The 21023-nt window shown below is 60.2% G+C and carries 24 protein-coding genes; 19 read left to right on the top strand and 5 right to left on the bottom strand.

Annotated features, from left to right (window positions below):
- Positions 1–104: 104 nt before the first annotated feature.
- The gene (locus BLO49_RS01765) at positions 105–575 is read right to left on the bottom strand and encodes a peptidylprolyl isomerase (RefSeq protein WP_090643437.1); all 471 of its coding nucleotides are present in this window, start codon (positions 573–575) and stop codon (positions 105–107) included.
- A 68-nt stretch (positions 576–643) separates the two neighbouring features.
- The gene (locus BLO49_RS01760) at positions 644–1009 is read right to left on the bottom strand and encodes a hypothetical protein (protein WP_090643434.1); all 366 of its coding nucleotides are present in this window, start codon (positions 1007–1009) and stop codon (positions 644–646) included.
- A 94-nt stretch (positions 1010–1103) separates the two neighbouring features.
- On the opposite strand from BLO49_RS01760, the gene BLO49_RS01755 reads away from it, so the two are divergent.
- The 6 genes from BLO49_RS01755 (at position 1104) to guaA (ending at position 7219) form a co-directional block, all read left to right on the top strand.
- The gene (locus tag BLO49_RS01755; RefSeq protein ID WP_245678820.1) at positions 1104–1832 is read left to right on the top strand and encodes an RlmE family RNA methyltransferase; all 729 of its coding nucleotides are present in this window, start codon (positions 1104–1106) and stop codon (positions 1830–1832) included.
- Between the two features lie 5 nt (positions 1833–1837).
- On the top strand, positions 1838–2182 hold the full coding sequence (locus BLO49_RS01750) for a DMT family transporter (RefSeq protein WP_090643432.1): 345 nt from the start codon (positions 1838–1840) through the stop codon (positions 2180–2182).
- 96 nt (positions 2183–2278) lie between these two features.
- Positions 2279–3736 carry an IMP dehydrogenase gene (gene guaB / locus BLO49_RS01745; RefSeq protein ID WP_090643429.1) on the top strand — a complete coding sequence of 486 codons (1458 nt, stop codon included), beginning with the start codon at positions 2279–2281 and terminating at the stop codon, positions 3734–3736.
- A gap of 30 nt (positions 3737–3766) precedes the next feature.
- Positions 3767–4159, top strand: a complete 393-nt coding sequence (locus BLO49_RS01740) for an MAPEG family protein (protein ID WP_090643426.1) — start codon at positions 3767–3769, stop codon at positions 4157–4159.
- 9 nt (positions 4160–4168) lie between these two features.
- Positions 4169–5494, top strand: a complete 1326-nt coding sequence (locus tag BLO49_RS01735) for an RsmB/NOP family class I SAM-dependent RNA methyltransferase (RefSeq protein ID WP_090643424.1) — start codon at positions 4169–4171, stop codon at positions 5492–5494.
- Between the two features lie 183 nt (positions 5495–5677).
- Positions 5678–7219, top strand: a complete 1542-nt coding sequence (guaA, locus tag BLO49_RS01730; protein ID WP_090643421.1) for a glutamine-hydrolyzing GMP synthase — start codon at positions 5678–5680, stop codon at positions 7217–7219.
- Here the strand turns inward: guaA and BLO49_RS01725 are convergent, their stop codons facing one another.
- Genes BLO49_RS01725 through leuA form a run of 3 tightly spaced genes read right to left on the bottom strand, consistent with a single transcriptional unit; the run spans position 7220 to position 10218 of the window.
- The gene (locus BLO49_RS01725; protein WP_090643418.1) at positions 7220–7717 is read right to left on the bottom strand and encodes a hypothetical protein; all 498 of its coding nucleotides are present in this window, start codon (positions 7715–7717) and stop codon (positions 7220–7222) included.
- A gap of 52 nt (positions 7718–7769) precedes the next feature.
- Positions 7770–8537: a glutaminyl-peptide cyclotransferase gene (locus tag BLO49_RS01720; protein ID WP_090643416.1), complete on the bottom strand. Its 768-nt coding sequence runs from the start codon at positions 8535–8537 to the stop codon at positions 7770–7772.
- A gap of 10 nt (positions 8538–8547) precedes the next feature.
- Positions 8548–10218: a 2-isopropylmalate synthase gene (gene leuA / locus BLO49_RS01715; RefSeq protein ID WP_220083685.1), complete on the bottom strand. Its 1671-nt coding sequence runs from the start codon at positions 10216–10218 to the stop codon at positions 8548–8550.
- A gap of 122 nt (positions 10219–10340) precedes the next feature.
- Between leuA and BLO49_RS18300 the strand changes: the two genes are divergently transcribed.
- From BLO49_RS18300 to BLO49_RS01655, 13 genes are all read left to right on the top strand, one after another.
- Positions 10341–10496, top strand: coding sequence for a hypothetical protein (locus BLO49_RS18300; protein ID WP_170828159.1), 156 nt, complete (start codon positions 10341–10343; stop codon positions 10494–10496).
- Positions 10497–10639: 143 nt separating this feature from the next.
- The gene (rpoZ, locus tag BLO49_RS01710; RefSeq protein ID WP_090643413.1) at positions 10640–10999 is read left to right on the top strand and encodes a DNA-directed RNA polymerase subunit omega; all 360 of its coding nucleotides are present in this window, start codon (positions 10640–10642) and stop codon (positions 10997–10999) included.
- 141 nt (positions 11000–11140) lie between these two features.
- On the top strand, positions 11141–13429 hold the full coding sequence (locus BLO49_RS01705) for a RelA/SpoT family protein (protein WP_090643410.1): 2289 nt from the start codon (positions 11141–11143) through the stop codon (positions 13427–13429).
- Positions 13430–13514: 85 nt separating this feature from the next.
- Positions 13515–14102: an orotate phosphoribosyltransferase gene (gene pyrE / locus BLO49_RS01700; RefSeq protein WP_090643408.1), complete on the top strand. Its 588-nt coding sequence runs from the start codon at positions 13515–13517 to the stop codon at positions 14100–14102.
- Positions 14103–14107: 5 nt separating this feature from the next.
- Complete coding sequence (locus BLO49_RS01695; protein ID WP_090643405.1) at positions 14108–14872, top strand: pyridoxine 5'-phosphate synthase; 765 nt, start codon at positions 14108–14110, stop codon at positions 14870–14872.
- Complete coding sequence (acpS, locus tag BLO49_RS01690) at positions 14869–15258, top strand: holo-ACP synthase (RefSeq protein WP_090643402.1); 390 nt, start codon at positions 14869–14871, stop codon at positions 15256–15258. The genes BLO49_RS01695 and acpS overlap by 4 nt, the downstream gene beginning before the upstream one ends.
- 104 nt (positions 15259–15362) lie before the next feature.
- Positions 15363–16247, top strand: a complete 885-nt coding sequence (lepB, locus tag BLO49_RS01685) for a signal peptidase I (protein ID WP_090643400.1) — start codon at positions 15363–15365, stop codon at positions 16245–16247.
- Positions 16248–16252: 5 nt separating this feature from the next.
- On the top strand, positions 16253–16702 hold the full coding sequence (locus tag BLO49_RS01680; protein ID WP_090643397.1) for a GNAT family N-acetyltransferase: 450 nt from the start codon (positions 16253–16255) through the stop codon (positions 16700–16702).
- A gap of 59 nt (positions 16703–16761) precedes the next feature.
- Positions 16762–17487 carry a ribonuclease III gene (gene rnc / locus BLO49_RS01675; protein ID WP_090643394.1) on the top strand — a complete coding sequence of 242 codons (726 nt, stop codon included), beginning with the start codon at positions 16762–16764 and terminating at the stop codon, positions 17485–17487.
- Positions 17484–18440 carry a GTPase Era gene (gene era / locus BLO49_RS01670; RefSeq protein ID WP_090643392.1) on the top strand — a complete coding sequence of 319 codons (957 nt, stop codon included), beginning with the start codon at positions 17484–17486 and terminating at the stop codon, positions 18438–18440. Before rnc ends, era begins: the two co-directional genes overlap by 4 nt.
- A 223-nt stretch (positions 18441–18663) precedes the next feature.
- A complete protein-coding gene (recO, locus tag BLO49_RS01665) occupies positions 18664–19380 on the top strand; it encodes a DNA repair protein RecO (protein ID WP_090643389.1) in 717 nt (238 codons plus the stop codon).
- A 102-nt stretch (positions 19381–19482) separates the two neighbouring features.
- Positions 19483–19947 (top strand): hypothetical protein, encoded by a 465-nt coding sequence (locus BLO49_RS01660; RefSeq protein WP_090643387.1) that lies wholly within the window; start codon positions 19483–19485, stop codon positions 19945–19947.
- Between the two features lie 104 nt (positions 19948–20051).
- On the top strand, positions 20052–21008 hold the full coding sequence (locus BLO49_RS01655) for a GGDEF domain-containing protein (protein WP_170828158.1): 957 nt from the start codon (positions 20052–20054) through the stop codon (positions 21006–21008).
- Positions 21009–21023 lie beyond the last annotated feature (15 nt).

Raw genomic sequence — 21023 nt, 5'->3', positions numbered from 1 at the left:
CCTGGGTTGAGTATCCTGCGCCACAGGTCTTAAGATGGCTTTAAATCGAAGACTTAAAACCATTTTTACCATGCACTTTTAAGCGACGTCGGCCGCGACGCGCCCTAGGACTGAAGGTCCGCCTGAACCTTCATGCTAACGATCTTGCCCGGATTGCGCGGCGGCTCGCCGTTGGGGAGGGCGTCGACATTTTCCATGCCTTCGGTGACTTCGCCCCAGACCGTATATTGCTTGTCGAGGAAGCGGGCGTCATCGAAGCAGATGAAAAACTGGCTGTCGGCCGAATCCGGATTTTGCGAACGAGCCATCGAGCAGACACCGCGGACGTGGGGCTCGGCATTGAATTCGGCCTTCAGCTTCTTGCCGGAACCGCCAAAGCCCTGGCCTTGCGGGTCACCGCCCTGGGCCATGAAACCGGGGATGACGCGGTGGAAGACGATGCCGTCATAGAAGCCTTCGCGGGCCAGTTCCTTGATGCGCGCAACGTGGTTCGGCGCCAGGTCGGGGCGCAGCTTGATGGTGACCGGACCGGTATCGAGCGTCAGGATCAGGGTATTTTCAGGATCGGTGGACATGAAGTGTCTCCTTGAGAAAAATCGTGGCCCTGACATAGGAGGTCAGCCAGGCAATTGCAAAATAATTCCTACCTGGTGCATTCCGCCGGTTTCTTTTCTTCCGGGCCGTACATGGCGCAGGACCGGTCGATTTCACCCTGGATCATCTGGCAGCTATTGGCGGCATTGCAGGGCGGGTGCGTGGCCGGGGAGACCATGATGCACCGCTCGACCAGGCGATCCGAGGCCGCCTTGCCGATCTCGGAAATGCAGGTGCCGTCGCTGGAGGATGTAGCCGCGTCGCTGATAGCGGCGGTAATAGCTATCGATGACCGGCTGCTTTCAGACATTTCGGCGCTCGCCGAGACTTGCGTGGCCGCCGTGTCTTTCTGCGGCGCAGGCGAACAGGCGGCGGCAAGGCTGGCAATAGCAAGCAGGGCGAGGATGTGACGCATGAAGGCTCCTTGATTTGGCCAATACCCTAGCAGCACCGGGCATAAGGAAAAAATAGTTTCCGCAATCCGGCCAAAAACCAGTATAGACGCCGCCATGAACGACAATTCCGACGATCCAACCAAAGATGAACCCCGCCGCCGTATGGTCAAGCCGCCGGAAGGCGGCAACCTGTCCGGCCGCCATAAGGGGCACACGGCGGTCAAGACGGCGCGTTTTCGCACGCAATCCTCGGCCAAGTGGCTGGAACGGCAACTGAACGACCCCTATGTACAGAAGGCCAAGGCCGAGGGTTGGCGCTCGCGTGCCGCCTTCAAGCTGATCGAACTGGATGAGCGCTTTCACTTCTTGAAAAAAGGCGTGCGCGTGGTCGATCTCGGCTGCGCACCGGGCGGCTGGGTGCAGGTAGCGATCAAGCGCGGCGCCTCTCATGTTGTCGGCGTGGATTTGCTGCCGGTCGATCCGGTGCCGGGCGCAGACCTGCTGGAAGCCGATTTTACCGATCCCGCCATCGGTCTGAAACTGATGGAACTAATGGGTGGCAAGCCCGATGTCGTCCTTTCCGACCTGGCGCATAATACAGTTGGCCACAAACAGACCGACCACCTGAAGATCATGGGGCTCCTGGAACTGGCCGGTGATTTCGCGCTCGATAACCTTAAGCCGGGCGGCGCCTTCGTCGCCAAGGCTTTCCAGGGCGGTGAAACTGAACAATTGCTGCTGCGGCTCAAACTGGCCTTCGAGACAGTCAAGCACTTCAAGCCGAAGTCCAGCCGCGCCGGATCGACAGAAATCTATATCGTCGCCCTGGGTTACAAGGGATAGACGTCATGCCGTCCTTGCTGCCTTTGCCGTGGATCTATCTCATCATCGCTGGTTTGCTTGAGGTCTGCTGGGCCATTGGCCTGAAATACAGCGCCGGTTTCACCAAGCCCATCCCGTCTATCTTTACGCTCGTGACCCTGGCGCTCAGCATGTTCCTGCTGGCGAAGGCCGCCAATACCCTGCCGATCGGCACGGCCTATGCCGTCTGGGTCGGCATTGGCGCTTTAGGCGCGGCGGTGCTCGGTATCTTCCTGTTCCACGAAGCGGTCACGCCTTTGCGCGTGCTGTTTCTGGTCATGCTCCTGAGCTCGATCATCGGCCTGAAAGCGACCGCGGGTGAGGGACTGTGATAACTGTTCACCGATTGAAACAATTATTTCGCTGAATAGGGCTTTACGTGGCCGTCCGATTCCCATAGGAACAACCCGCAAAATGGAGAGTTCCTTATGGAAATACGCGAAGGCTTAACCTTCGACGACGTTTTGCTGGAGCCCGGTCCCTCGGACGTGGTGCCCACTCAGGTCGATACGAAAACCAAATTCACCCGCGAACTGTCACTGAATATCCCGCTGGTCTCGTCAGCGATGGATACGGTCACCGAGGCGCGCCTGGCCGTGGCCATGGCCCAGGCCGGCGGCATGGGTATTGTCCACCGCAACCTGACCAATGAAGAACAGGCCGAAGAAATCCGCAATGTGAAGCGGTTTGAATCGGGCATGGTCATCAATCCGATCGTCATTCACCCGGATACCAAGCTGGCCGAGGTGCGCGATATCATCGCCCGCAAGCATATTTCCGGCTTCCCGGTGGTCGAGCGTGAAACCAACAGGCTGGTCGGCATCCTGACCAACCGCGATATCCGTTTCGAAGGCGAAGGGTCGAAAACCGCCGCCGAGGTGATGACGAAGGATAACCTGATCACTGTCCGCGAGGGCATCGACCAGGACAAGGCCCGCGGCCTGATGGCCAAACATCGCATCGAACGCATTATCGTGGTCGACGAAGCCTATCGCGCGGTTGGCCTGATCACCGTCAAGGACATGGAAAAAAGCCAGGCCTATCCGCTGGCCGCCAAGGATGGTGCCGGTCGTCTGCTGGTCGGTGGGGCCTCCACCGTCGGTGATGCCGGTTTCGAGCGTTCCATGGCGCTGGTCGAGGCCGGGGCCGACGTGGTGGTCATCGATACCGCCCATGGCCACAGCATCCTGGTTTCGCAGGCGGTCGAGCGCCTGCGCAAGGAAACCAACAAGGTTCAGATCATCGCAGGCAATGTCGCCACCTATGACGCTACACGCGCCCTGATCGATGCCGGCGCTGATGCCGTCAAGGTCGGGATCGGACCGGGCTCTATCTGCACCACGCGCATGGTGGCCGGTGTTGGCGTGCCGCAACTCACCGCCATTATCGACAGCGTCCGCGCCGCCGAGGGCACGGGCGTGCCGATCATCGCCGATGGCGGCATCAAGCTCTCCGGCGATCTGGCCAAGGCCATTGCCGCCGGGGCTTCCACCGCCATGCTGGGTTCCATGTTTGCCGGCACTGAGGAAGCACCGGGCGAGGTCATCCTCTATCAGGGCCGGTCCTACAAGTCGTATCGCGGCATGGGCTCCGTCGGCGCCATGGCCTCCGGTTCAGCCGATCGCTATTTCCAGAAGGAAGTACGCGACACCATGAAGCTGGTGCCGGAAGGTATCGAGGGGCAGGTGCCGTACAAGGGGCCGATCTCGCCGGTTATTCACCAACTGGTCGGCGGCCTGCGTGCTTCGATGGGCTACGTCGGGGCGCATACCGTGCCGGAATTCCAGCAGCGTGCGCGCTTCGTCAAGATCACCGGCGCGGGCCTGCGCGAAAGCCACGTCCACGATGTCATGATCACGCGGGAAGCCCCCAACTATCGCCAATAGAACCGGACCAGTAGCTGAAGGGACAAGCGTATGACTTACGAACTTTGGATACTGGTCTGGGCGGCGGTCCTTGGCCTCATTCAAGTCGGACTGCCGCCGATTGCCGCCATGTCGCGTCAGGGTTATGCCAAATGGAATGCCGGCCCTCGCGATACGGAGTTTGACATTGGCCCCCTGGCCGGACGTCTCAACCGCGCCTTCGCCAATTTCAAGGAAACCTTCGTTGTTTTCGCGGTGCTCGTGGTGGCGCTGGCCTTCGCCGGCAAGTCATCGGAACTCTCTCGCTGGGGCGCTGATATCTATCTGGCGGCCCGGATCTTCTATATTCCGCTCTATGCGTTCGGTGTCGTTGGCGTCCGTTCGCTGGTGTGGATCGCGTCTCTCACCGGCATTCTGATGTGCCTCTTTGGTTTATTCATTTAAGGATCTGATTTGACTCCCGCTGCCCGTCTTCAAGCCGCCGCCGATATCCTCGACCAGCTTTCGGGGACGCGTGCGACTGCCGAGGCCGTGCTGAAACAGTGGGGGCAGGTCAACCGCTATGCCGGCTCTAAGGACCGCCGCGCCATTGCCGATCGCGTCTATCGCTGCCTGCGTGGCCGGCAGCGTTTGCTGTGGGCCATGGAACTGGGCGAAAAATCACCGGGGCAGGGCCGGGCGCTGGTCCTGGCGTCGCTGTCTCTGATCGACGGCCTGCCGATCGAAGAGATCGATGCCCTGTTCAGCGGCGGGGGCTATGCGCCCAAGCCTTTGACCGCACAGGAACGCGAGCGCCTGGTGGCCGGGGAAGGCGAGGCACCGGCCTGGGTCACCACCGGCCTGCCGGAATTTGTTGTGTCGCGCTTCGAGCATCAGTTCGGTAAGGACTGGACCGCCGAGGCCACGGCTCTGATGCTGCCGCGCGCACCCATAGACCTGCGCGTCAACAGCGCAAAGACGACGCGTGACGCCATGATTGCCGCGTTGGAAGCGGAGGGGCTTGCACCTCAACCCACGCCTTTCTCGAAATATGGCATTCGCCTGGCTGCCGAGCCACCGCCCAATCTGGCCAAGCTCGATATCTATCAGTCCGGCCAGATCGAGATTCAGGACGAAGGCTCACAATTGGCGGCCTTCATCGCCGGCGCCGGGCTTCTGCCGGGGGCTTCCAAGGTGGTCGATTTTTGCGCCGGTGGCGGCGGCAAGACTCTGGCTCTGGCGCAAATGATGGACGGCAACGGCGAAATATATGCCTGTGACGTCGTGGAGAAGCGCCTGAAGGCCATTGAGCCGCGTCTGATCCGCGCCGGCGCCTCGGCGCATTTCATGCACTTTTTCGATCCGGACGACACGGCGCAACTGGAACTGCTGAAAGGCGCCGACCTGGTTCTGGTCGATGCGCCCTGTTCGGGCTCTGGCACCTGGCGCCGTCATCCGGAAGAGGCGCACCGCCTGAATGAGGCCAAGGTGGCCGACCTGCACACCCTGCAAACCCAGATTCTCGACCGTGCCGCGCAATGCGTAAAGGTTGGTGGCCGGCTGGTCTATGTTACCTGTTCGGTGCTGGATGACGAGAACGCCCGGACCGCCGATGCCTTTGAGGCTGCCCATCCCAATTACGACGCCCTGCCGATCCACACCCTGCTGGAAAACAGCAGCCTGTTTATCGATCATGCGGCACGCCTGACTAAACTGGCCAAGGGCCATCGCCTGTCCCTGACGTCTCATAAAACTCAAACAGACGGCTTCTTTATCGCCGCCTATACACGTATTCAATAAGGAAGGCTGTCCACAGATTACACAGATTACACAGATTTTTCAGTGGCATATAGGTTGGTTTAGGCGCCTTACCTTCTCTGTTATCGAGCGCGCAGCGCTCATCTTAATCTGTGTAATCTGTGTAATCTGTGGATGCCTTAAGACTAGCCAGCCGCACACTGGCTCGCCACCAAGGAAGCTCGAATGTCTCATCACGAAACCCTTCTCATTATAGATTTCGGATCGCAAGTTACCCAGTTGATCGCTCGCCGCGTCCGCGAATGCGGCGTCTATTGCGAAATCCATCCCTTCACCAAGGCCGCCGACAAGATCGACTCCTTGCGCCCAAAGGCGGTGATCCTGTCGGGTTCGCCGCATAGCGTCATCGACGCCGGGCCGCGCATCGACGCGCACCTCTTCGAGATCGGCGTGCCGGTCTTCGGCATCTGCTACGGTGAACAACTGATGTGCGAACTGCTGGGCGGCAAGGTCGAAAGTGGCCATGACCGCGAATTCGGTCGCGCCGAAATCACCGTCAAGGGCCGGTCGCCGATTTTCAAGGGGCTCGATCCGGTCGAGACCGTGTGGATGAGCCACGGCGACCGCGTCACCGCCATTCCTGAAGGGTTCGAGGTCATCGCCACCTCGGAAGGTGCGCCCTACGCCGCCATCGCCGATGAGAAGCGCAAATTCTACGCCGTCCAGTTCCACCCGGAAGTCGTGCATACGAAGCGCGGCACCGACATGATCCGCAACTTCCTGTTCGAGATCGCCGGCTTTTCGGGCGACTGGTCGATGGCCGCCTTCCGCGAGGAAATGGTCGCCAAGATCCGCGCCCAGGTCGGCACCGGCAAGGTGATCTGCGGCCTTTCGGGCGGTGTCGACTCTTCGGTCGCCGCCATCCTGATCCACGAAGCGATCGGCGAGCAACTGACCTGCGTCTTCGTCGATACCGGCCTGCTGCGCAAGAACGAAGGCGAGCAGGTCGTCTCGCTCTTCCGCAACCACTATCACATCCCGCTCGTCCATGTGCAGGCGCAAGACAAGTTTTTGGGCGCCCTGGCCGGCATCAGCGACCCGGAAACCAAGCGCAAGACCATCGGCAAGCTGTTCATTGATGTGTTTGATGAAGAGGCCGGCAAGATTGACGGCGCTGAATTCCTCGCTCAAGGCACGCTCTATCCGGACGTAGTCGAAAGCATCTCGCCGCACGGCGGCCCGTCGACCGTCATCAAATCGCACCACAATGTTGGCGGCTTGCCCGACTACATGAAGCTGAAGCTCGTCGAGCCGCTGCGTGAACTGTTCAAGGATGAAGTGCGGGCGCTCGGCCGCGAACTGGGGCTGGACAACGCCTTTGTCAGCCGCCACCCGTTCCCCGGACCGGGCCTGGCTATCCGCATCCCTGGCGAGGTGACGCCGGAGAAGGTCAAGACGCTCCAGGACGCCGACGCCATCTATCTCGATGAAATCCGCAAGGCCGGGCTCTATAACGACATCTGGCAGGCTTTCGCGGTGCTCTTGCCAGTCAAGACGGTCGGCGTCATGGGTGATGCCCGCACCTATGAGGACGTTCTGGCCCTGCGTGCCGTCACCTCATCCGATGGCATGACGGCGGACTTCTACGAGTTCCCGTGGCCGGTGCTGGGCCGGTGCGCCACCCGCATCGTCAACGAGGTTCGTGGTGTCAATCGGGTTGTTTACGACGTGACCTCGAAGCCCCCCGGCACCATCGAGTGGGAATAATTACCCCTTAGCCGCTCTGACCGCCTTGCGCCACAAACCTTCGGGGACCGGCGGCGCAATCTCGCCCAGTTGACGCAGGTCTTCAAGGATTACGCTCAACTGGGCCGAACTGCCGGGCAGGTTCAGGCGCAGAATTTCCAGCTTGCGCCGCAGGGACGAATAGGCGCTGGCGGCGTTGAAATGGCTTTGCGAACGTTCCCCCCAGCGCTGGACCGCCTGCATCACCGAAATAACCGACACCGCGCCGCCGATTACGAAGAGGCCGGCGTTCAGCACGTCGCTGTGCGGCGTGTAGAAATCCTTGTAAAGTACCGGCAGGGCGGCAAGCACCGAAACCATGAATCCGCCAATCAGGGTCGAAAGCGTGGTGATGCGGTTGAGATTATCCATGCGGTTGGTGGCCGCCCAGTGGGCGTGAGCGGAATGGCGTACGCGCGTTTCGGTTTCATGCAGGATGCGCATGAAATCCTCGCTCAGTGTTTCGTGACTATGCCCCATCTGCGCCCCCTGCCATTAACCTAACCGCGTTCAGGGCCAGAGGCAAGGCAGCCTATTTAGGCACCAGTTTTACTTCGTAGAGGTTGGGCCACAGCTTGCCGGTAACGAAAAGCCGTTTTGCCTTGGCATCATAGGCAATGCCATTGGCCACGGCATCAACCTCCAGACTGGTGTCCTGGGTTTCCGGCAGGCTGTTCAATTGTATAATGCCAGTGATGTTGCCGGTTTGCGGATCGATGCGAACAATATAGCGGCTGCGCCAGATATTGGCGTAGATTTCGCCGTCGACCCACTCCAGTTCATTGAGTTGGTCGATATCGCGTCCGTCAAGCTTTACGGCAATGGTACGAACGACTTTAAGCGTTACCGGATCAAGGAAGCGGATGGTCGAGGTGCCGTCGCTCATGATCAGGTTCTTTTCGTTGCCGGTCAGGCCCCAGCCTTCTCCGGTGTAGAAGAAGCTGCGCTTCAGCTTGAAATCCTTGCCGGACCAGACAAAGCCGGCGCCGCCGGTCCAGGTCAGGCTGACAATATGATCGCCCCAGGGCGCGATGCCTTCGCCGAAATATTTGTTATCGATTGTCGTCTGGCGGATGACCTTGCCGGTATCGAGCGCCACCTGGCGAATATAGGACTGGCCATTGCGGCCGGTGCTCTCATAGAGCGATCCGTCACGATAATAGAGGCCCTCGGTGAAGGCTTTGGTATCGTGCGGGTAGGTCTTGACGACCTCCAGCCGGTAAACCGGCACGGCCGCCCGCGCCGAACCCATCGTAAGCCCAAGGGCGAGACAGATCAGGGCGAGCGGACGAGCGGACATTCACTACCTCTTAAAGAGCGTTTGCAGCGGAGAGTACCGCCTTTATACTGGCCGTGGCAACATCATGATCGATGCCGACGCCGAAAATGGTGCGGTCGCCGGCCTTGCATTCGACATAGGCGACGGCCTGGCTTTCCGCGCCGGCATGAAGGGCGTGCTCGGCATAGTCGACGACCTCAAGTCCCAGGTCATAATGGGCGTTCAGCCCACGGACGGCCGAGGAAATCAGGCCATTGCCGTGTCCCACCACCGAGGTCTCGATTCCGTCCTTTATAATTCGTCCGACAAAGGTCCGCTTCGCGTCCGAACGCACCGGGCCGGCATGTTCGTATTCGATCAGCTCGTATTTCTGCGGGCCAGTCAGGTGATAGGCGGACTGGAAGGCGTCCCAGATGTCGCTGCCGCTGACCTCCTTTGCCGAGGCGTCGGTGATGTCCTGGACCTTGCGCGAGAAATCGACCTGGAACTTGCGCGGCAGCTTCAGGCCGTGACCCTGTTCCAGCACCCAGGCGATGCCGCCCTTGCCAGACTGAGAATTGACGCGGATCACCGCCTCGTAGCTTTCGCCAAGATCGGCCGGGTCGATCGGCAGGTAAGGCATTTCCCAATAGCTGTCATTGCGCTTTTCGTGCGCCGCGAAGCCCTTCTTGATGGCATCCTGGTGCGAACCGGAAAAGGCGGTGAAGACCAGTTCGCCGGCATAGGGGTGACGCGGATGGACGGGGATATTGTTGCAGTGAACGACCGTATTCACGACCTCGCGCATATTGGAGAAGTCGAGTTCCGGCGAAACGCCCTGCGTATAAAGATTGAGCGCCAGGGTGACGAGATCGACATTGCCGGTGCGCTCACCGTTACCGAACAGGCAGCCCTCGATGCGGTCGGCGCCGGCCAGCAAAGCCAGTTCGGCGGCGGCGGTGCCGGTGCCGCGGTCATTATGCGGATGCAGGCTGATGACCACGCTGTCGCGCTTCGAGATATGGCGGCAGAACCATTCGATTTGGTCGGCATAGGTGTGCGGGCCGGCAACCTCGACCGTGGCTGGCAGGTTGAGGATCAGCGGGCGTTCCGGCGTCGGCTTCACCACGTCGATCACGGCATTGCAGACTTCCAGGGCGAATTCCGGTTCGGTGGCGGTGAAGGTTTCCGGGCTGTACTCGAAGCCCCATTCGGTCTGCGGCTGGGCGGCGGCTTCCGATACCAGAAGTCCCATACCCTTGCGCGCCAGGGCCAGCACTTCCGGCTTGTCCATGTCGAAAACGACACGGCGGAAGAGGGGGGAGGTGGCATTATACAGGTGAACGATCGCCTTTTTCGCGCCTCGCAGAGCCTCGAAAGAGCGTTTGATCAGGTCTTCGCGCGATTGTGTCAGCACCTGGATGGTGACGTCGTCGGGGATCAGGTTTTCCTCGATCAGCTTGCGCACGAAATCGAATTCGGTCTGCGAGGCAGAGGGGAAGCCGACCTCAATCTCCTTCAGGCCCACCTTGACCAGCAGGTTGAAGAACATCAGCTTCTTTTCGACGTCCATCGGATCGGCCAGCGCCTGGTTGCCGTCACGAAGGTCGGTGGAAAGCCAGCGCGGTGCCTTTGTGGTAACCTTGTCGGGCCAGGTCCGGTCGCGCATGTCGATGCCCAGGGAGAACGGGCGGTACTTGGTTTCGGGATTGGACAGCATCATGGGTGAAAACCCTTACTTTTCATAAATCTGGCGTAAATGGTGACGCGCGACGCTCGGCTTACAGGTGGGCGCAAACCTGCAAGCTGGTGCGAATTCGCGCGGTGTGTAGCAGAAGAAGGGACATGATCGAAACCCGAAACGGGGAGAAAGCCAAAAAAAGACGCGAGGAAAACACCTGGCCGCGATTAAGCGAGCAGGGTGCCAATAAGGCGCGCGGGAATGGCTTTGGACGTGATCATGGCGAGGTTAATGTCATGATGCGCGGTCGCCGTCAATGAGTGGCCAACAAATTACATGATTTCCTTGTCTTTTCGCCCGACACGCGCTAATGGCACCGGTTCATGACTCTTTTGTCCTCGCCCTATGGCCGCCAAGCTTCGCGCCGGCCAAGCGAAGACCTTACTTTTCCTTGAGGTGCCGGATGGCTCGCGTTACCGTCGAAGATTGCGTCGAAAAGATCGACAACCGTTTCAACCTCGTTCTGCTGGCCGCGCACCGCGCCCGCGCCATCTCGTCGGGCTCGTCGATCCTGGTTGACCGCGACAACGACAAGAACCCGGTGGTTTCCCTGCGTGAAATCGCCGATGGCGTATTGGAGCCGGGCACCCTGACCGAAAGCCTGATCGCTTCGCTGCAACGCGTCGATGAGCGTACCGAGGCCGAGGAAGAGGCCGAAACCCTGGCCCTGCTGGCCGATCCGTCGCACCAGCAAATGTCGGAATCTGAACTGATCCGCGCCCTGCAATCCGACCGCGATGGCGGCCAGGAAGAGCGCTACTAGATTTCGCTCCCTAACTTATTATTTAAAAGGCTCGGGGTTATCCCTGAGCCTTTTTTGCTTGTGTAAATCCGCACTTGTGAGAGACTTTTTAACCCCTGATCCGTTTAGATTAAGGGGCATAGCGTGGAGTATCAGTGAAGAATGTCGGCGGAAAGTGAACAGGTACTGGACAAGGCTAAGCAAGGTGCGATTGCGCCTGTGAGCGTGCCTGTGCCTGGTGTTATGCCGGAGCCGCCCGCGCCGGTGCCCAATCGCCAGAAATTCCTGCGCCAGATCGAACTGATCGACCGCGTGGCCGCCTATGACCCTACGGTCGATGAGGCCATGCTTAACCGTGCCTATGTCTACGCCATGAAGATGCACGGCGCGCAGCTTCGCGCCTCGGGCGATCCGTATTTCGCCCACCCGATCGAGGTAGCCGGCATCCTGACCGACTACAAGCTCGACGCCGCCGCCATCGCCACCGCGCTTTTGCACGATACCATCGAGGATACGCCGGCCACGCGTGAGGAAATCGCGGCGAAGTTTGGCGAGGATGTCGCCAGCATGGTCGAGGGGGTCACCAAGCTGACCCGGCTTGAGTTGCAATCGGAATATACCAAGTCGTCGGAAAACCTGCGCAAGTTCATCCTGGCCATTTCCAAGGATATCCGCGTCCTGCTGGTCAAGCTGGCCGACCGCCTGCACAATATGCGCACCCTGCATTTCGTGGCACCGGAAAAGCGCGAGCGTATCAGCCGCGAAACCCTGGAAGTCTACGCCCCGCTGGCCCGTTCCATCGGCTGCAACCGTTTCGCCACCGAACTGGAAGACCTGGCCTTTTCCTTCATAAATCCGCTGGCCCATCAGGCGATCATCCACCGCCTGGAAGAGATGCGCGCTGAGAAGGGCGCCACCATCGCCGCCATCGCCCGCGATGTGGCCGCCAAGCTGGAAAAGCAGGGCATTTCCGCCAAGGTCATGGGGCGCGAGAAATCGCCCTATTCGATCTGGAAGAAGCTGCAAAGGAAGTCGGTCGGCTTTGCGCAACTGTCGGATATCTATGCGTTCCGCGTGGTGGTGAATAGCGTCGAGGAATGCTACCGCGCGCTCGGCATCATCCATCGCGCCTGGCCGTGCGTCCAGGAACGCTTCAAGGATTTCATCTCGACCCCGAAGTCGAACAACTACAAGTCCCTGCACACCACCGTGGTCGGCCACAAGGGCACGCGCATCGAACTTCAGATCCGCACCGAGGAAATGGACCGCGTGGCTGAAGAGGGCGTGGCGGCGCATTGGGGCTACAAGAATCAGGCCTATGGCTTCGACGAAGAAGCGGCGACGCGCGATGGCGGCCGCAACCCGATGAATTCTCTGCGTAATATCGTTAATATCGTCGAGAACGGCGGCGACAGCGAAGACTGGGTCGAACACGCCAAGATGGAGATGTATCTCGATCAGGTGTTCGTCTTCTCGCCAAAGGGCCGCCTGATTTCGCTGCCGCGCGGCGCCATGCCGCTCGATTTCGCCTTCGCGGTCCATACCCAGGTGGGCGAAACGGCGATCGGCTGCCTGATCAATGGCGAACACAAGCCACTGCGCACGGTGCTGCAAAACGGCGATCAAGTCGAAATCCTGACCGGGCTTGAATCGCGCGTCAACCAGGACTGGTTCTCACTCACTGTCACCGGCAAGGCGCGCTCGGCCATCCGCCGCCACCTGCGCCAGCGCGAGGCGGGCGATTTCATCAAGCTGGGGCGCACGGCCGTGGAACGCGCCGCCGCCCAGGTCGAAAAGGCGCTGAAAGACATAAGCTGGCGCCCGGCTTTCGAGCGCTTCAATGTCACCAGCGAGGACGATCTGTTTGAACTGGTCGGCCGCGGCAAGATATTCCCGGCCAAGGTGCTGGAAGCCATCTTCCCCGGCCTGAAGCTGCCGATGATGCTGACCACCGATACCCTGACGCGCATCAGGGATGGCGCCGGCGGCGCGGCCTTTGTGCGCGGCTCGGCATTGCGTGAATCGCAGACGGTCATCTTCTCGAAATGCTGCTATCCGGTGCCGGGTGACCGCATCGTCGGCATCGTTGAGGATGATGGCGTTCATGTCCATTCCATCGAGTGCGAAAACCTCGAAGCGCTGGAGGAAATGGACGGCGAAAAGGACCGCTGGATCGACCTGCACTGGACCCTGAACGCCGAGAAGAACACGCTGTCCGTAGCGCGTCTGCGGGTCAATATGCAGAACAAGCCGGGCGTGCTCGGCCAGGCCTGCACCCTGATCGGTGAGGCCAAGGGCAATATCATCAATATCAGCATCTCCAACAAGCCGATGGACTTCCTCGATGTCGATTTTGATATCGAGGTGCTGGACGCCCGCCACATCACCAATATCTCGGCGGCCCTGCGCACCTCGCCGATGATCGAAAGTGTGGACCGGGTGAGGGGATAGGGCGCTCACAATTCGTCATCATTCGTGGTTTCAAATCGCCGGTGAACGCGATAAAAGGCGGCAGCCAGTAAAGGAGTCCCGCCACATGACCAGTGAAGACGTAATCAACGAGTTCCGCGCCGCCAATGCCCTGCGCGAAGGCCACTTTGTCCTGTCATCCGGCCTGCACAGCCCGATGTTCCTGCAAAAGAACCTCGTCTTCATGAATGCCGATCGTTGCGAACGCCTGTGCAAGGCGCTGGCTGAAAAGATCACGGCGCAGGTAGGTCAAGTCGATGTCGCCATTTCGCCAGCCGTCGGCGGCATCATCCCCGGCTATGAAACCGCCCGCCATTTGAAAGTGCCCTCGATGTATGTCGAGCGCGAAGGCGGCGAGTTCAAGCTGCGCCGTGGGTTCCATGTCGAGCCGGGCCAGAAGGTGGTCATGGTCGAGGATATCGTTACCACCGGCCTGTCGTCGCGCGAGTGTATCGCCGCCATCAAGGCCGCCGGTGGCGATGTCGTGGCTGCCGCCTGTATCGTCGATCGCTCCGGCGGCAAGGCGGATGTCGGCGTGCCGCTGATCGCCCTGGCCTCGCTGGAAGTGCCGGCCTATCCGGCTGATAACCTGCCGCCCGAACTGGCCGCCATACCGGTCCAGGACCCCGGCAGCCGTCGCCTCGCCAAGGCGTAAACATCATGCACGACCGGATTCGCCTGGGTTTGAATGTCGATCATGTCGCCACCGTGCGTAATGCGCGTGGCGGTCATGCGCCCGACCCGGTGCGGGCGGCGCAACTGGCGCTGAAATCAGGCGTGGACGGCATCACGGCGCACCTGCGCGAAGACCGCCGTCATATCCTGGATAAGGACGTCAAGGCCCTGAAGGAGGTCTGCGACACCTTCGGCAAGCCGCTCAATTTCGAGATGGCGGTGACCGATGAGATGGTCGGACTGGCGCTAAAGATGAAGCCCCATGCGGCCTGCCTGGTGCCGGAGCGCCGCCAGGAACGCACCACCGAAGGCGGCCTGGATGTGGTCGGGCAGATCGATATGGTTGGTGCCGCCGTGGCGAAATTCAACGCCGCCGGTATCCGGTCTTCTCTGTTCATCGCCACCGATCCGGCCCAGATTGAGGTGGCGGCAAAGGTGAGGGCGCCGGTCGTCGAGTTTCATACCGGCGCCTTGTGTGATGCTTTCCGTGAACAGGAAGATGTCATTTTTCACAACGAACTGAACCGTTTGCAAGCGGCGGTTCAGCAGGCGCATGAGCTTGGCATCGAGGTCCACGCCGGTCATGGCATCGATTACGACACCGTGCCTTTCATCGCGCGTATTCCCCATGTCCGCGAACTGAACATCGGCCATTTCCTGATCGGCGAGGCGATCTTTGTTGGGCTGGAATCCGCCCTGCGACGGATGCGCGAACTGATTGACCTGCACCACAAGGGCGTTGTCGAGTGATACTGGGCATAGGTGTCGATCTCTGCGATGCCCGGCGCATCGAATCCTCGATGGAGCGGTTCGAGGACCGCTTCCTTGATCGCATCTATACCCTGGCCGAGCAGCAACATGCCCGCGCCGCCGCCAAACCGGGCTTAAGTTTCGCCAAACGCTTCGCCGCCAAGGAGGCTGTCGCCAAGGCGTTCGGCACCGGCGTGCGCGGTTTCCTGTTCGTCGATATAGAAGTGGTGTCCGGCGCACTGGGCAAGCCGCATGTCATACTGCATGGCGGCGCGGCGGAGGTGCTGCGTGGCCTGGTGCCGGAAGGCCGGACGGCTCATATCCATCTCAGTCTGAGCGATGAAGCCCCTTACGCCACGGCCTACGCGATCATCGAAGCTTATTGATTCTGAACAAGGTTTAATGTCAGCCGGGAAAAGAGCCTTGTGCTTGCCATAATCTGTGGTTAGGTGACACACCGACAGACTGAAAGCATTTGGGGGCTATCCTTATGGCGAAGCACGACGACACAGCGAATGAGGCGATTGCCGCCGCGGCCAATGCGGCGGAGCAGATCGACCACGAAACCGCCGCTACCGTCGATAACGCCCCGAAGGAAGAGCCTGAAGAAGCCGATACGCGCGACGCCAAGCAGGTCGCAGTCGATGAAGCCAAGGAAATCTTCAGCGTCGTGGCTGTCGCCCTGATCCTGGTGATGATCCTGCGCACCTTCCTGTTCCAGCCGTTCACCATCCCCTCGGCCTCGATGGAGCCGAACCTCTACGAAGGCGATTACATCATCGTCTCCAAGTGGGATTACGGAATCTCGAAATATTCCTTCCCGATTGCCCTGCCGTTCATCAAGGGCCGCATCATGAACCATGCGCCGAAGCGTGGCGATATTGTGGTCTTCAAGCTGCCGAGCAATACCAAGATCGATTACATCAAGCGCGTGATCGGTCTGCCGGGCGATACCGTCCAGATGAAGCAGGACCAGCTTTATGTGAATGGCGTGGCCGTGCCGAATACCGAGCTTGGGCCGGTTGACGCCAAGGGCTTTGAGGCGCGTTATGCCACCGCCTACCGTGAAACCCTGCCGGACGGCCGCACCCACCTGATGCAGGATATCGTCAAGGATGGCCGCGCCGATGATACCGGTGAATTCGTCGTTCCGGCCGGTAACTACTTCATGATGGGCGATAATCGCGACAACTCGCTCGATAGCCGCTTCTCTCCCGATGATCCTTACGAGCCCGGTGTCGGCTTCGTCCCGGCCGAAAACCTCGAAGGCCGCGCCGTGCTGATCCTGATGTCGTGGAAGGAAGGCTCCTCACTCTGGAAGCCGTGGACCTGGCTGAACTTTCACTGGAACCGATTCTTCAAGCCCCTGCACTAAGCGGTATGGCTGTTCAGATATGCGAGGCGCTGCCGTCTGACCTGGGCGGTCTGCTCACGCTTTACGCGCAACTGAACCCTTCCGATCCGCGCCTGCCGGACGATGCAGCGGCACGGATTTTCACTGAAATGCAGAAACGGGCAGGGTTGTCCGTTCTGGTGGCCATCGTCGACGGCCATGTGGTCGGATCGGTAACCTTAGTCATCCTCCCCAACCTGACACGCGGCGGCGCGCCCTATGCGCTGGTCGAGAATGTCGTGACCCATGATGGCTACCGCCGACGGGGTATTGGCCGAGAGCTTCTGGCGGAAGCCGCCCGGTGTGCCGAGGCTGCCGGTTGCTACAAGCTGATGCTGATGACCAGCCGCCCTGAGCCGCATGTCCGCGACTTTTACACAGGATGCGGTTTTAACCAGAACAAGGTCGGCTTCCAGATGCGTTTTGGTGGCCGCTGAACGCATGATAGATATGCAATCCTTTGCCTTTGGTCATGGCTTGATGTAAACGCAGGCACATGAATGTCCGTGTGTCCCCATCGAAAGAGTCGAACCTGCGTCTGAAGGCCATTGACGCCTTGCAGGACAAGCTCGGCTATCGCTTTCATGACCCGGAACTGCTCGAACTGGCCTTGACCCACGCCTCGGTAGCCGAAGGCGCGCGCAAGATGGCCGATAACGAACGCCTGGAGTTTCTCGGCGATCGCGTGCTCGGCCTGATGACCGCCGAGACCCTGATGGAAGCCCTGCCGGAGGCCACCGAAGGCGAACTGTCGCGCCGCTTCCACACCCTGGTCAGCCGCGAAACCTGCGCCGATGTCGCCCGCCAGATCGATCTGGGGCCGGCCATTCGCCTGGCCGCCGGCGAGACCAAGAGCGGCGGCCGCAGCAATCCGACTATATTGGGTGACGCCTGCGAAGCTCTGATGGCCGCCGTCTATATCGATGGCGGCTATGAGGCGGTCCTGCGCTGCTTCAAGCCCCTGTGGGTCAAGGCGGTAAAGGAGAGCGGCAATGTCTCGCGCTCTAATCCGAAGTCTTATCTGCAGGAATGGGCGGTGGCGCACGGCATGGGCGCACCGGTCTATACGCTGGTCAGCCGCAAGGGCCCCGACCACGCGCCTGTCTTCACCATCGAGGTCCGCATCGACGACCTGCCCCCGCAATCGGCCAGCGGCAAATCCCGACAGGAGGCCGAAAAGGCCGCCGCGCTTGGCCTTATCGAACGAGAAAAACTGAATTGACCGAATCCACCACCCGCTGCGGCTTTGTCGCCATCATCGGTGCCCCGAACGCCGGCAAGTCGACGCTTGTCAACCAGCTTGTCGGCACCAAGGTGTCCATCGTCACCCAGAAGGTGCAGACGACGCGCTTTCCGGTGCGCGGCATCGCCTTGCATGACGATTGCCAGATGATCCTGGTCGATACGCCGGGCATCTTCAAGCCGCGTCGCCGCCTGGATCGCGCCATGGTCAAATCGGCCTGGAGCGGCGCCGAGGACGCCGATTGCATCGTCCTGCTGGTCGATGCCGCCGCGCAACTGGCGGTCAAGCATCCGAATGCCGACACCAAGGCCACCGGCGCCGATCACAAGGCGGTCGAGGATGTCGATATGATCGTCAAAGGCTTGCAGGATAATAACGCCAAGGCGATCCTGGCGCTGAACAAGATCGACCTGATGAAGAGCGAAAACCTGCTGGCTATCGCCGATGATCTCTACAAGACCGGCGTCTTCGAGGACGTGCTGATGATCTCGGCCGAGAAGGGACATGGCGTCAAGGATCTGCGCGCCTTGCTGGAAAAGAAGATGCCGGAAGGCCCGTGGCTCTATCCGGCCGATCAGGCCGCCGATGCGCCGGTGCGTATCCTGGCCGCCGAAATCACCCGCGAAAAGCTGTTTCTGCGCGTCCACGAAGAACTGCCCTATGCCGCGGCCGTGGTCACGACCAAGTTCGAGGACAAGCCGGATGGCTCGGCGCGGATCGAGCAGACCATTTTCGTTGAGCGCGACAGCCAGCGCTCGATCGTGCTCGGCAAGAATGGCCAGACCCTGAAATGGATCGGCATGAAATCGCGTGAGGAACTGGGAAAGCTGCTCGACCGCCAGGTTCATCTCTTCCTGCATGTCCAGGTCGAGGAAAAGTGGAGCGAGGATCGCGCGCTCTACGCGCAGTTTGGTCTGGAGTATGAATCCTGACGGGTTCTGCGCAATTGGCCTGTAAGGATTTTTGAATCCACAGATTACACAGATTAACACAGATTAAGTAAGGCGAGATGGCGCTGTATGTGTTTTGAAAGTCTTCTTATGGGCGCCTTCGACGCTCAAAAATGATGTCGATGAAGTCCAGGGTGGAACAGATTTCTTCCCTTAATCTGTGTCAATCTGTGCAATCTGTGGATAAACCTTCTTAAGAACGATCATGGAATTTGAAGACGAAGCCATTGTCCTCGGTGCCCGGTCGCATGGCGAAACCGGTGCCATTGTCCATGTCCTGACCGAAAGCCACGGTGTCTATGCCGCCCATATCGCCGGCGGGGCGTCGCGGCGGATCAAGCCATTGCTGCAGGCCGGTTCCCACGTCGCCTTCGCCTATCGCGCCCGCCATACCGATCAACTGGGCGCGGCCACCCTTGAAGCCGCCGGCCCGTCACCGGACCTGTTCGACGAACCTCTGGGCCTGCTGGGCCTGCAATGCGCCTGCGCCATGACTCAGGCCGTTCTGCCGGAACGCGACAGCCAGCCCGGCGCCTATCATGCCCTGTCGGGTCTGATCGGTCTTTTCGCCTTCCCGGATATCTGGCCCGCCGTCTATGTCCGCTATGAAGCCGGCCTGCTGGAAGCGCTCGGTTTCGGCCTTGATCTCAGCGCCTGCGCGGTCAGCGGCGATCACGATGATCTGATCTATGTGAGTCCGAAATCGGGCAGGGCGGTCGGGCGCACGGCGGGCGAACCCTACAAGGAAAAGCTGCTGCGTCTGCCGGGCTTCATGCTGTCGAGCCAGGGCGGGCTGGCGGAAGGCGACGTGGTCCGTGGTCTCGAACTGACGGGTTTCTTCCTCGAGCGCCACGTTTTCCACCCGCATAATAAGCCGCTGCCGGATATACGTTTACGTCTGAAGGACAGCCTGGCGTCCTGAGGGGTTGCCTCGACTCAGTCGCGTCCTTAAAAACGACCGAACGGTTTGGTAACGGATTTCATGCCATAACCCTGTTACGAATCTGGGAGTCGTCAAGAGCGTATGTTGCCATACAGTGAGCAGGATCTGTTAGCCGCCAATGTCAATCCGGCCACCGGACTGGCGACCGACTACCTGAATCTGTTCAACGAAGCCATCATGCTGTTCGAAATGGGTTTGGACATGCCGGACATGGCCGAGGAACTCGCCGACTGGAAGAGGCGCGGCTATGTCGAGCACTTCGAAAAATCCGGCTTTGAGATGAAGGATGTCGTCATCGCCGCCTATCACCGCGCGCCCTCCGATACCCGCCGCAATTTTGATGAGGTCTGCGACCGTGCCCTGACCACCTTCAGTTCCTCGATCGACATCCTGATGAGCTCCAATCTGGAAGATGAAGCGGCACTGACCGATCTGGGCGAGCGTCTGCGCGACATGAAGGCCCTGGTGCTGGAGATGGATTCCCACATTCATGGCCGGGCGCTGGCGCCGAAGAGCCTGCAAAGCGAAGTCGACGCCCTGTTCTGAAAGGGCAAAAGCTGCCCTTGTGTAAATTTTCGACCCGTCTTAATCCGAAAATAACACCGCTACATTAGGCTGCTGCCATGTCTGGTAACCGCCTGCCGTTCCGAATGTCCCGTCGTCAAGATACAGAAAATCCGTCTTCAGAAGAACCGCTCCTGGCGCCGACGCCGGACATGATCGTCCGCATCGCCCAGGGGTTGCTGATCAGCGGTCGGGGCATGGCGGTCTTCGCGCCGGATGACACTATTCGCCTGGCGACCGAAGGGTTCCGGACGCTTTACGACATGCAGCCGGGGGCGCAAACCTTCGACAGCCTGATGCGGCATTGCTGGCAGACCGGGCACGGCCCGAGGATCGAAACCGATGATATCGACGCCTGGCTGGCGGCGGCTCATCTCAAGCGTCGCAGCCAGCCGGTGCGCGAATTTGAGGTCGATATGATCGATGGCCGCTGGCTGTGGATCAGCGAGGCGACCCTGCCGGATGGCTGGCTGATCCTTTCCGTGGCTGACATCACCTCGGTCAAGCGGCGCGAATTCCGCCTGGCCACCGATAGGGACGCCGCCATCACCGCCGCCGAAACCGACCACCTGACGGGGCTTTACAATCGCGGCGCCACCATGAAGCGCTTCCAGAAACTGGTGGAACGCGCCAACGGTACGCATGAAACCTTCTGCGCGGTCCTGATAGACCTCGATCATTTCAAATCCATCAACGACCGTTTTGGACATGATGCCGGCGATCAGGTACTGGTCCATTTCGCCACCTCGGCCTCGGCGGGCCTGCGGGGGCGTGATATTCTGGGGCGCGTCGGCGGCGAAGAGTTCCTGATCCTCATGCCGGGCGCCGACATGTCGCAAGCCTGTGCGATCGTCGAGCGGTTACAGGCCCATGTGTGGGACCAGCGGATATCGCTGAATGGCGTGGTCCTGCGCTATACCTTTTCCGCCGGGGTCGCTCAGTGGCGGCATGGTGAGACGATGGACCAGCTTTACCGCGAGGCCGACCAGGCGCTTTATGCCGCCAAGGATGCCGGCCGAAACCTCATTGGGCGCGCCGGATAGACCGGATTAAACCGT

Source organism: Asticcacaulis taihuensis (assembly GCF_900100255.1).
GTDB lineage: Bacteria > Pseudomonadota > Alphaproteobacteria > Caulobacterales > Caulobacteraceae > Asticcacaulis > Asticcacaulis taihuensis.
This window is presented reverse-complemented; position numbering and strand designations above follow the sequence as displayed.

Coding starts and splice junctions, on each gene's coding strand:
- BLO49_RS01720 (WP_090643416.1), bottom strand. CDS start 8,537: ATGTCCGCTCGTCCGCTCGCCCTGATCTGTCTCGCCCTTGGGCTTACG.
- BLO49_RS01655 (WP_170828158.1), top strand. CDS start 20,052: ATGTCCCGTCGTCAAGATACAGAAAATCCGTCTTCAGAAGAACCGCTC.
- BLO49_RS01705 (WP_090643410.1), top strand. CDS start 11,141: ATGTCGGCGGAAAGTGAACAGGTACTGGACAAGGCTAAGCAAGGTGCG.
- BLO49_RS01660 (WP_090643387.1), top strand. CDS start 19,483: ATGTTGCCATACAGTGAGCAGGATCTGTTAGCCGCCAATGTCAATCCG.
- BLO49_RS18300 (WP_170828159.1), top strand. CDS start 10,341: ATGATCGAAACCCGAAACGGGGAGAAAGCCAAAAAAAGACGCGAGGAA.
- BLO49_RS01765 (WP_090643437.1), bottom strand. CDS start 575: ATGTCCACCGATCCTGAAAATACCCTGATCCTGACGCTCGATACCGGT.
- recO (WP_090643389.1), top strand. CDS start 18,664: ATGGAATTTGAAGACGAAGCCATTGTCCTCGGTGCCCGGTCGCATGGC.
- guaA (WP_090643421.1), top strand. CDS start 5,678: ATGTCTCATCACGAAACCCTTCTCATTATAGATTTCGGATCGCAAGTT.
- rpoZ (WP_090643413.1), top strand. CDS start 10,640: ATGGCTCGCGTTACCGTCGAAGATTGCGTCGAAAAGATCGACAACCGT.
- lepB (WP_090643400.1), top strand. CDS start 15,363: ATGGCGAAGCACGACGACACAGCGAATGAGGCGATTGCCGCCGCGGCC.
- guaB (WP_090643429.1), top strand. CDS start 2,279: ATGGAAATACGCGAAGGCTTAACCTTCGACGACGTTTTGCTGGAGCCC.
- BLO49_RS01740 (WP_090643426.1), top strand. CDS start 3,767: ATGACTTACGAACTTTGGATACTGGTCTGGGCGGCGGTCCTTGGCCTC.
- pyrE (WP_090643408.1), top strand. CDS start 13,515: ATGACCAGTGAAGACGTAATCAACGAGTTCCGCGCCGCCAATGCCCTG.
- BLO49_RS01750 (WP_090643432.1), top strand. CDS start 1,838: ATGCCGTCCTTGCTGCCTTTGCCGTGGATCTATCTCATCATCGCTGGT.
- rnc (WP_090643394.1), top strand. CDS start 16,762: ATGAATGTCCGTGTGTCCCCATCGAAAGAGTCGAACCTGCGTCTGAAG.
- BLO49_RS01695 (WP_090643405.1), top strand. CDS start 14,108: ATGCACGACCGGATTCGCCTGGGTTTGAATGTCGATCATGTCGCCACC.
- BLO49_RS01680 (WP_090643397.1), top strand. CDS start 16,253: ATGGCTGTTCAGATATGCGAGGCGCTGCCGTCTGACCTGGGCGGTCTG.
- leuA (WP_220083685.1), bottom strand. CDS start 10,218: ATGATGCTGTCCAATCCCGAAACCAAGTACCGCCCGTTCTCCCTGGGC.
- BLO49_RS01760 (WP_090643434.1), bottom strand. CDS start 1,009: ATGCGTCACATCCTCGCCCTGCTTGCTATTGCCAGCCTTGCCGCCGCC.
- BLO49_RS01725 (WP_090643418.1), bottom strand. CDS start 7,717: ATGGGGCATAGTCACGAAACACTGAGCGAGGATTTCATGCGCATCCTG.
- BLO49_RS01755 (WP_245678820.1), top strand. CDS start 1,104: ATGAACGACAATTCCGACGATCCAACCAAAGATGAACCCCGCCGCCGT.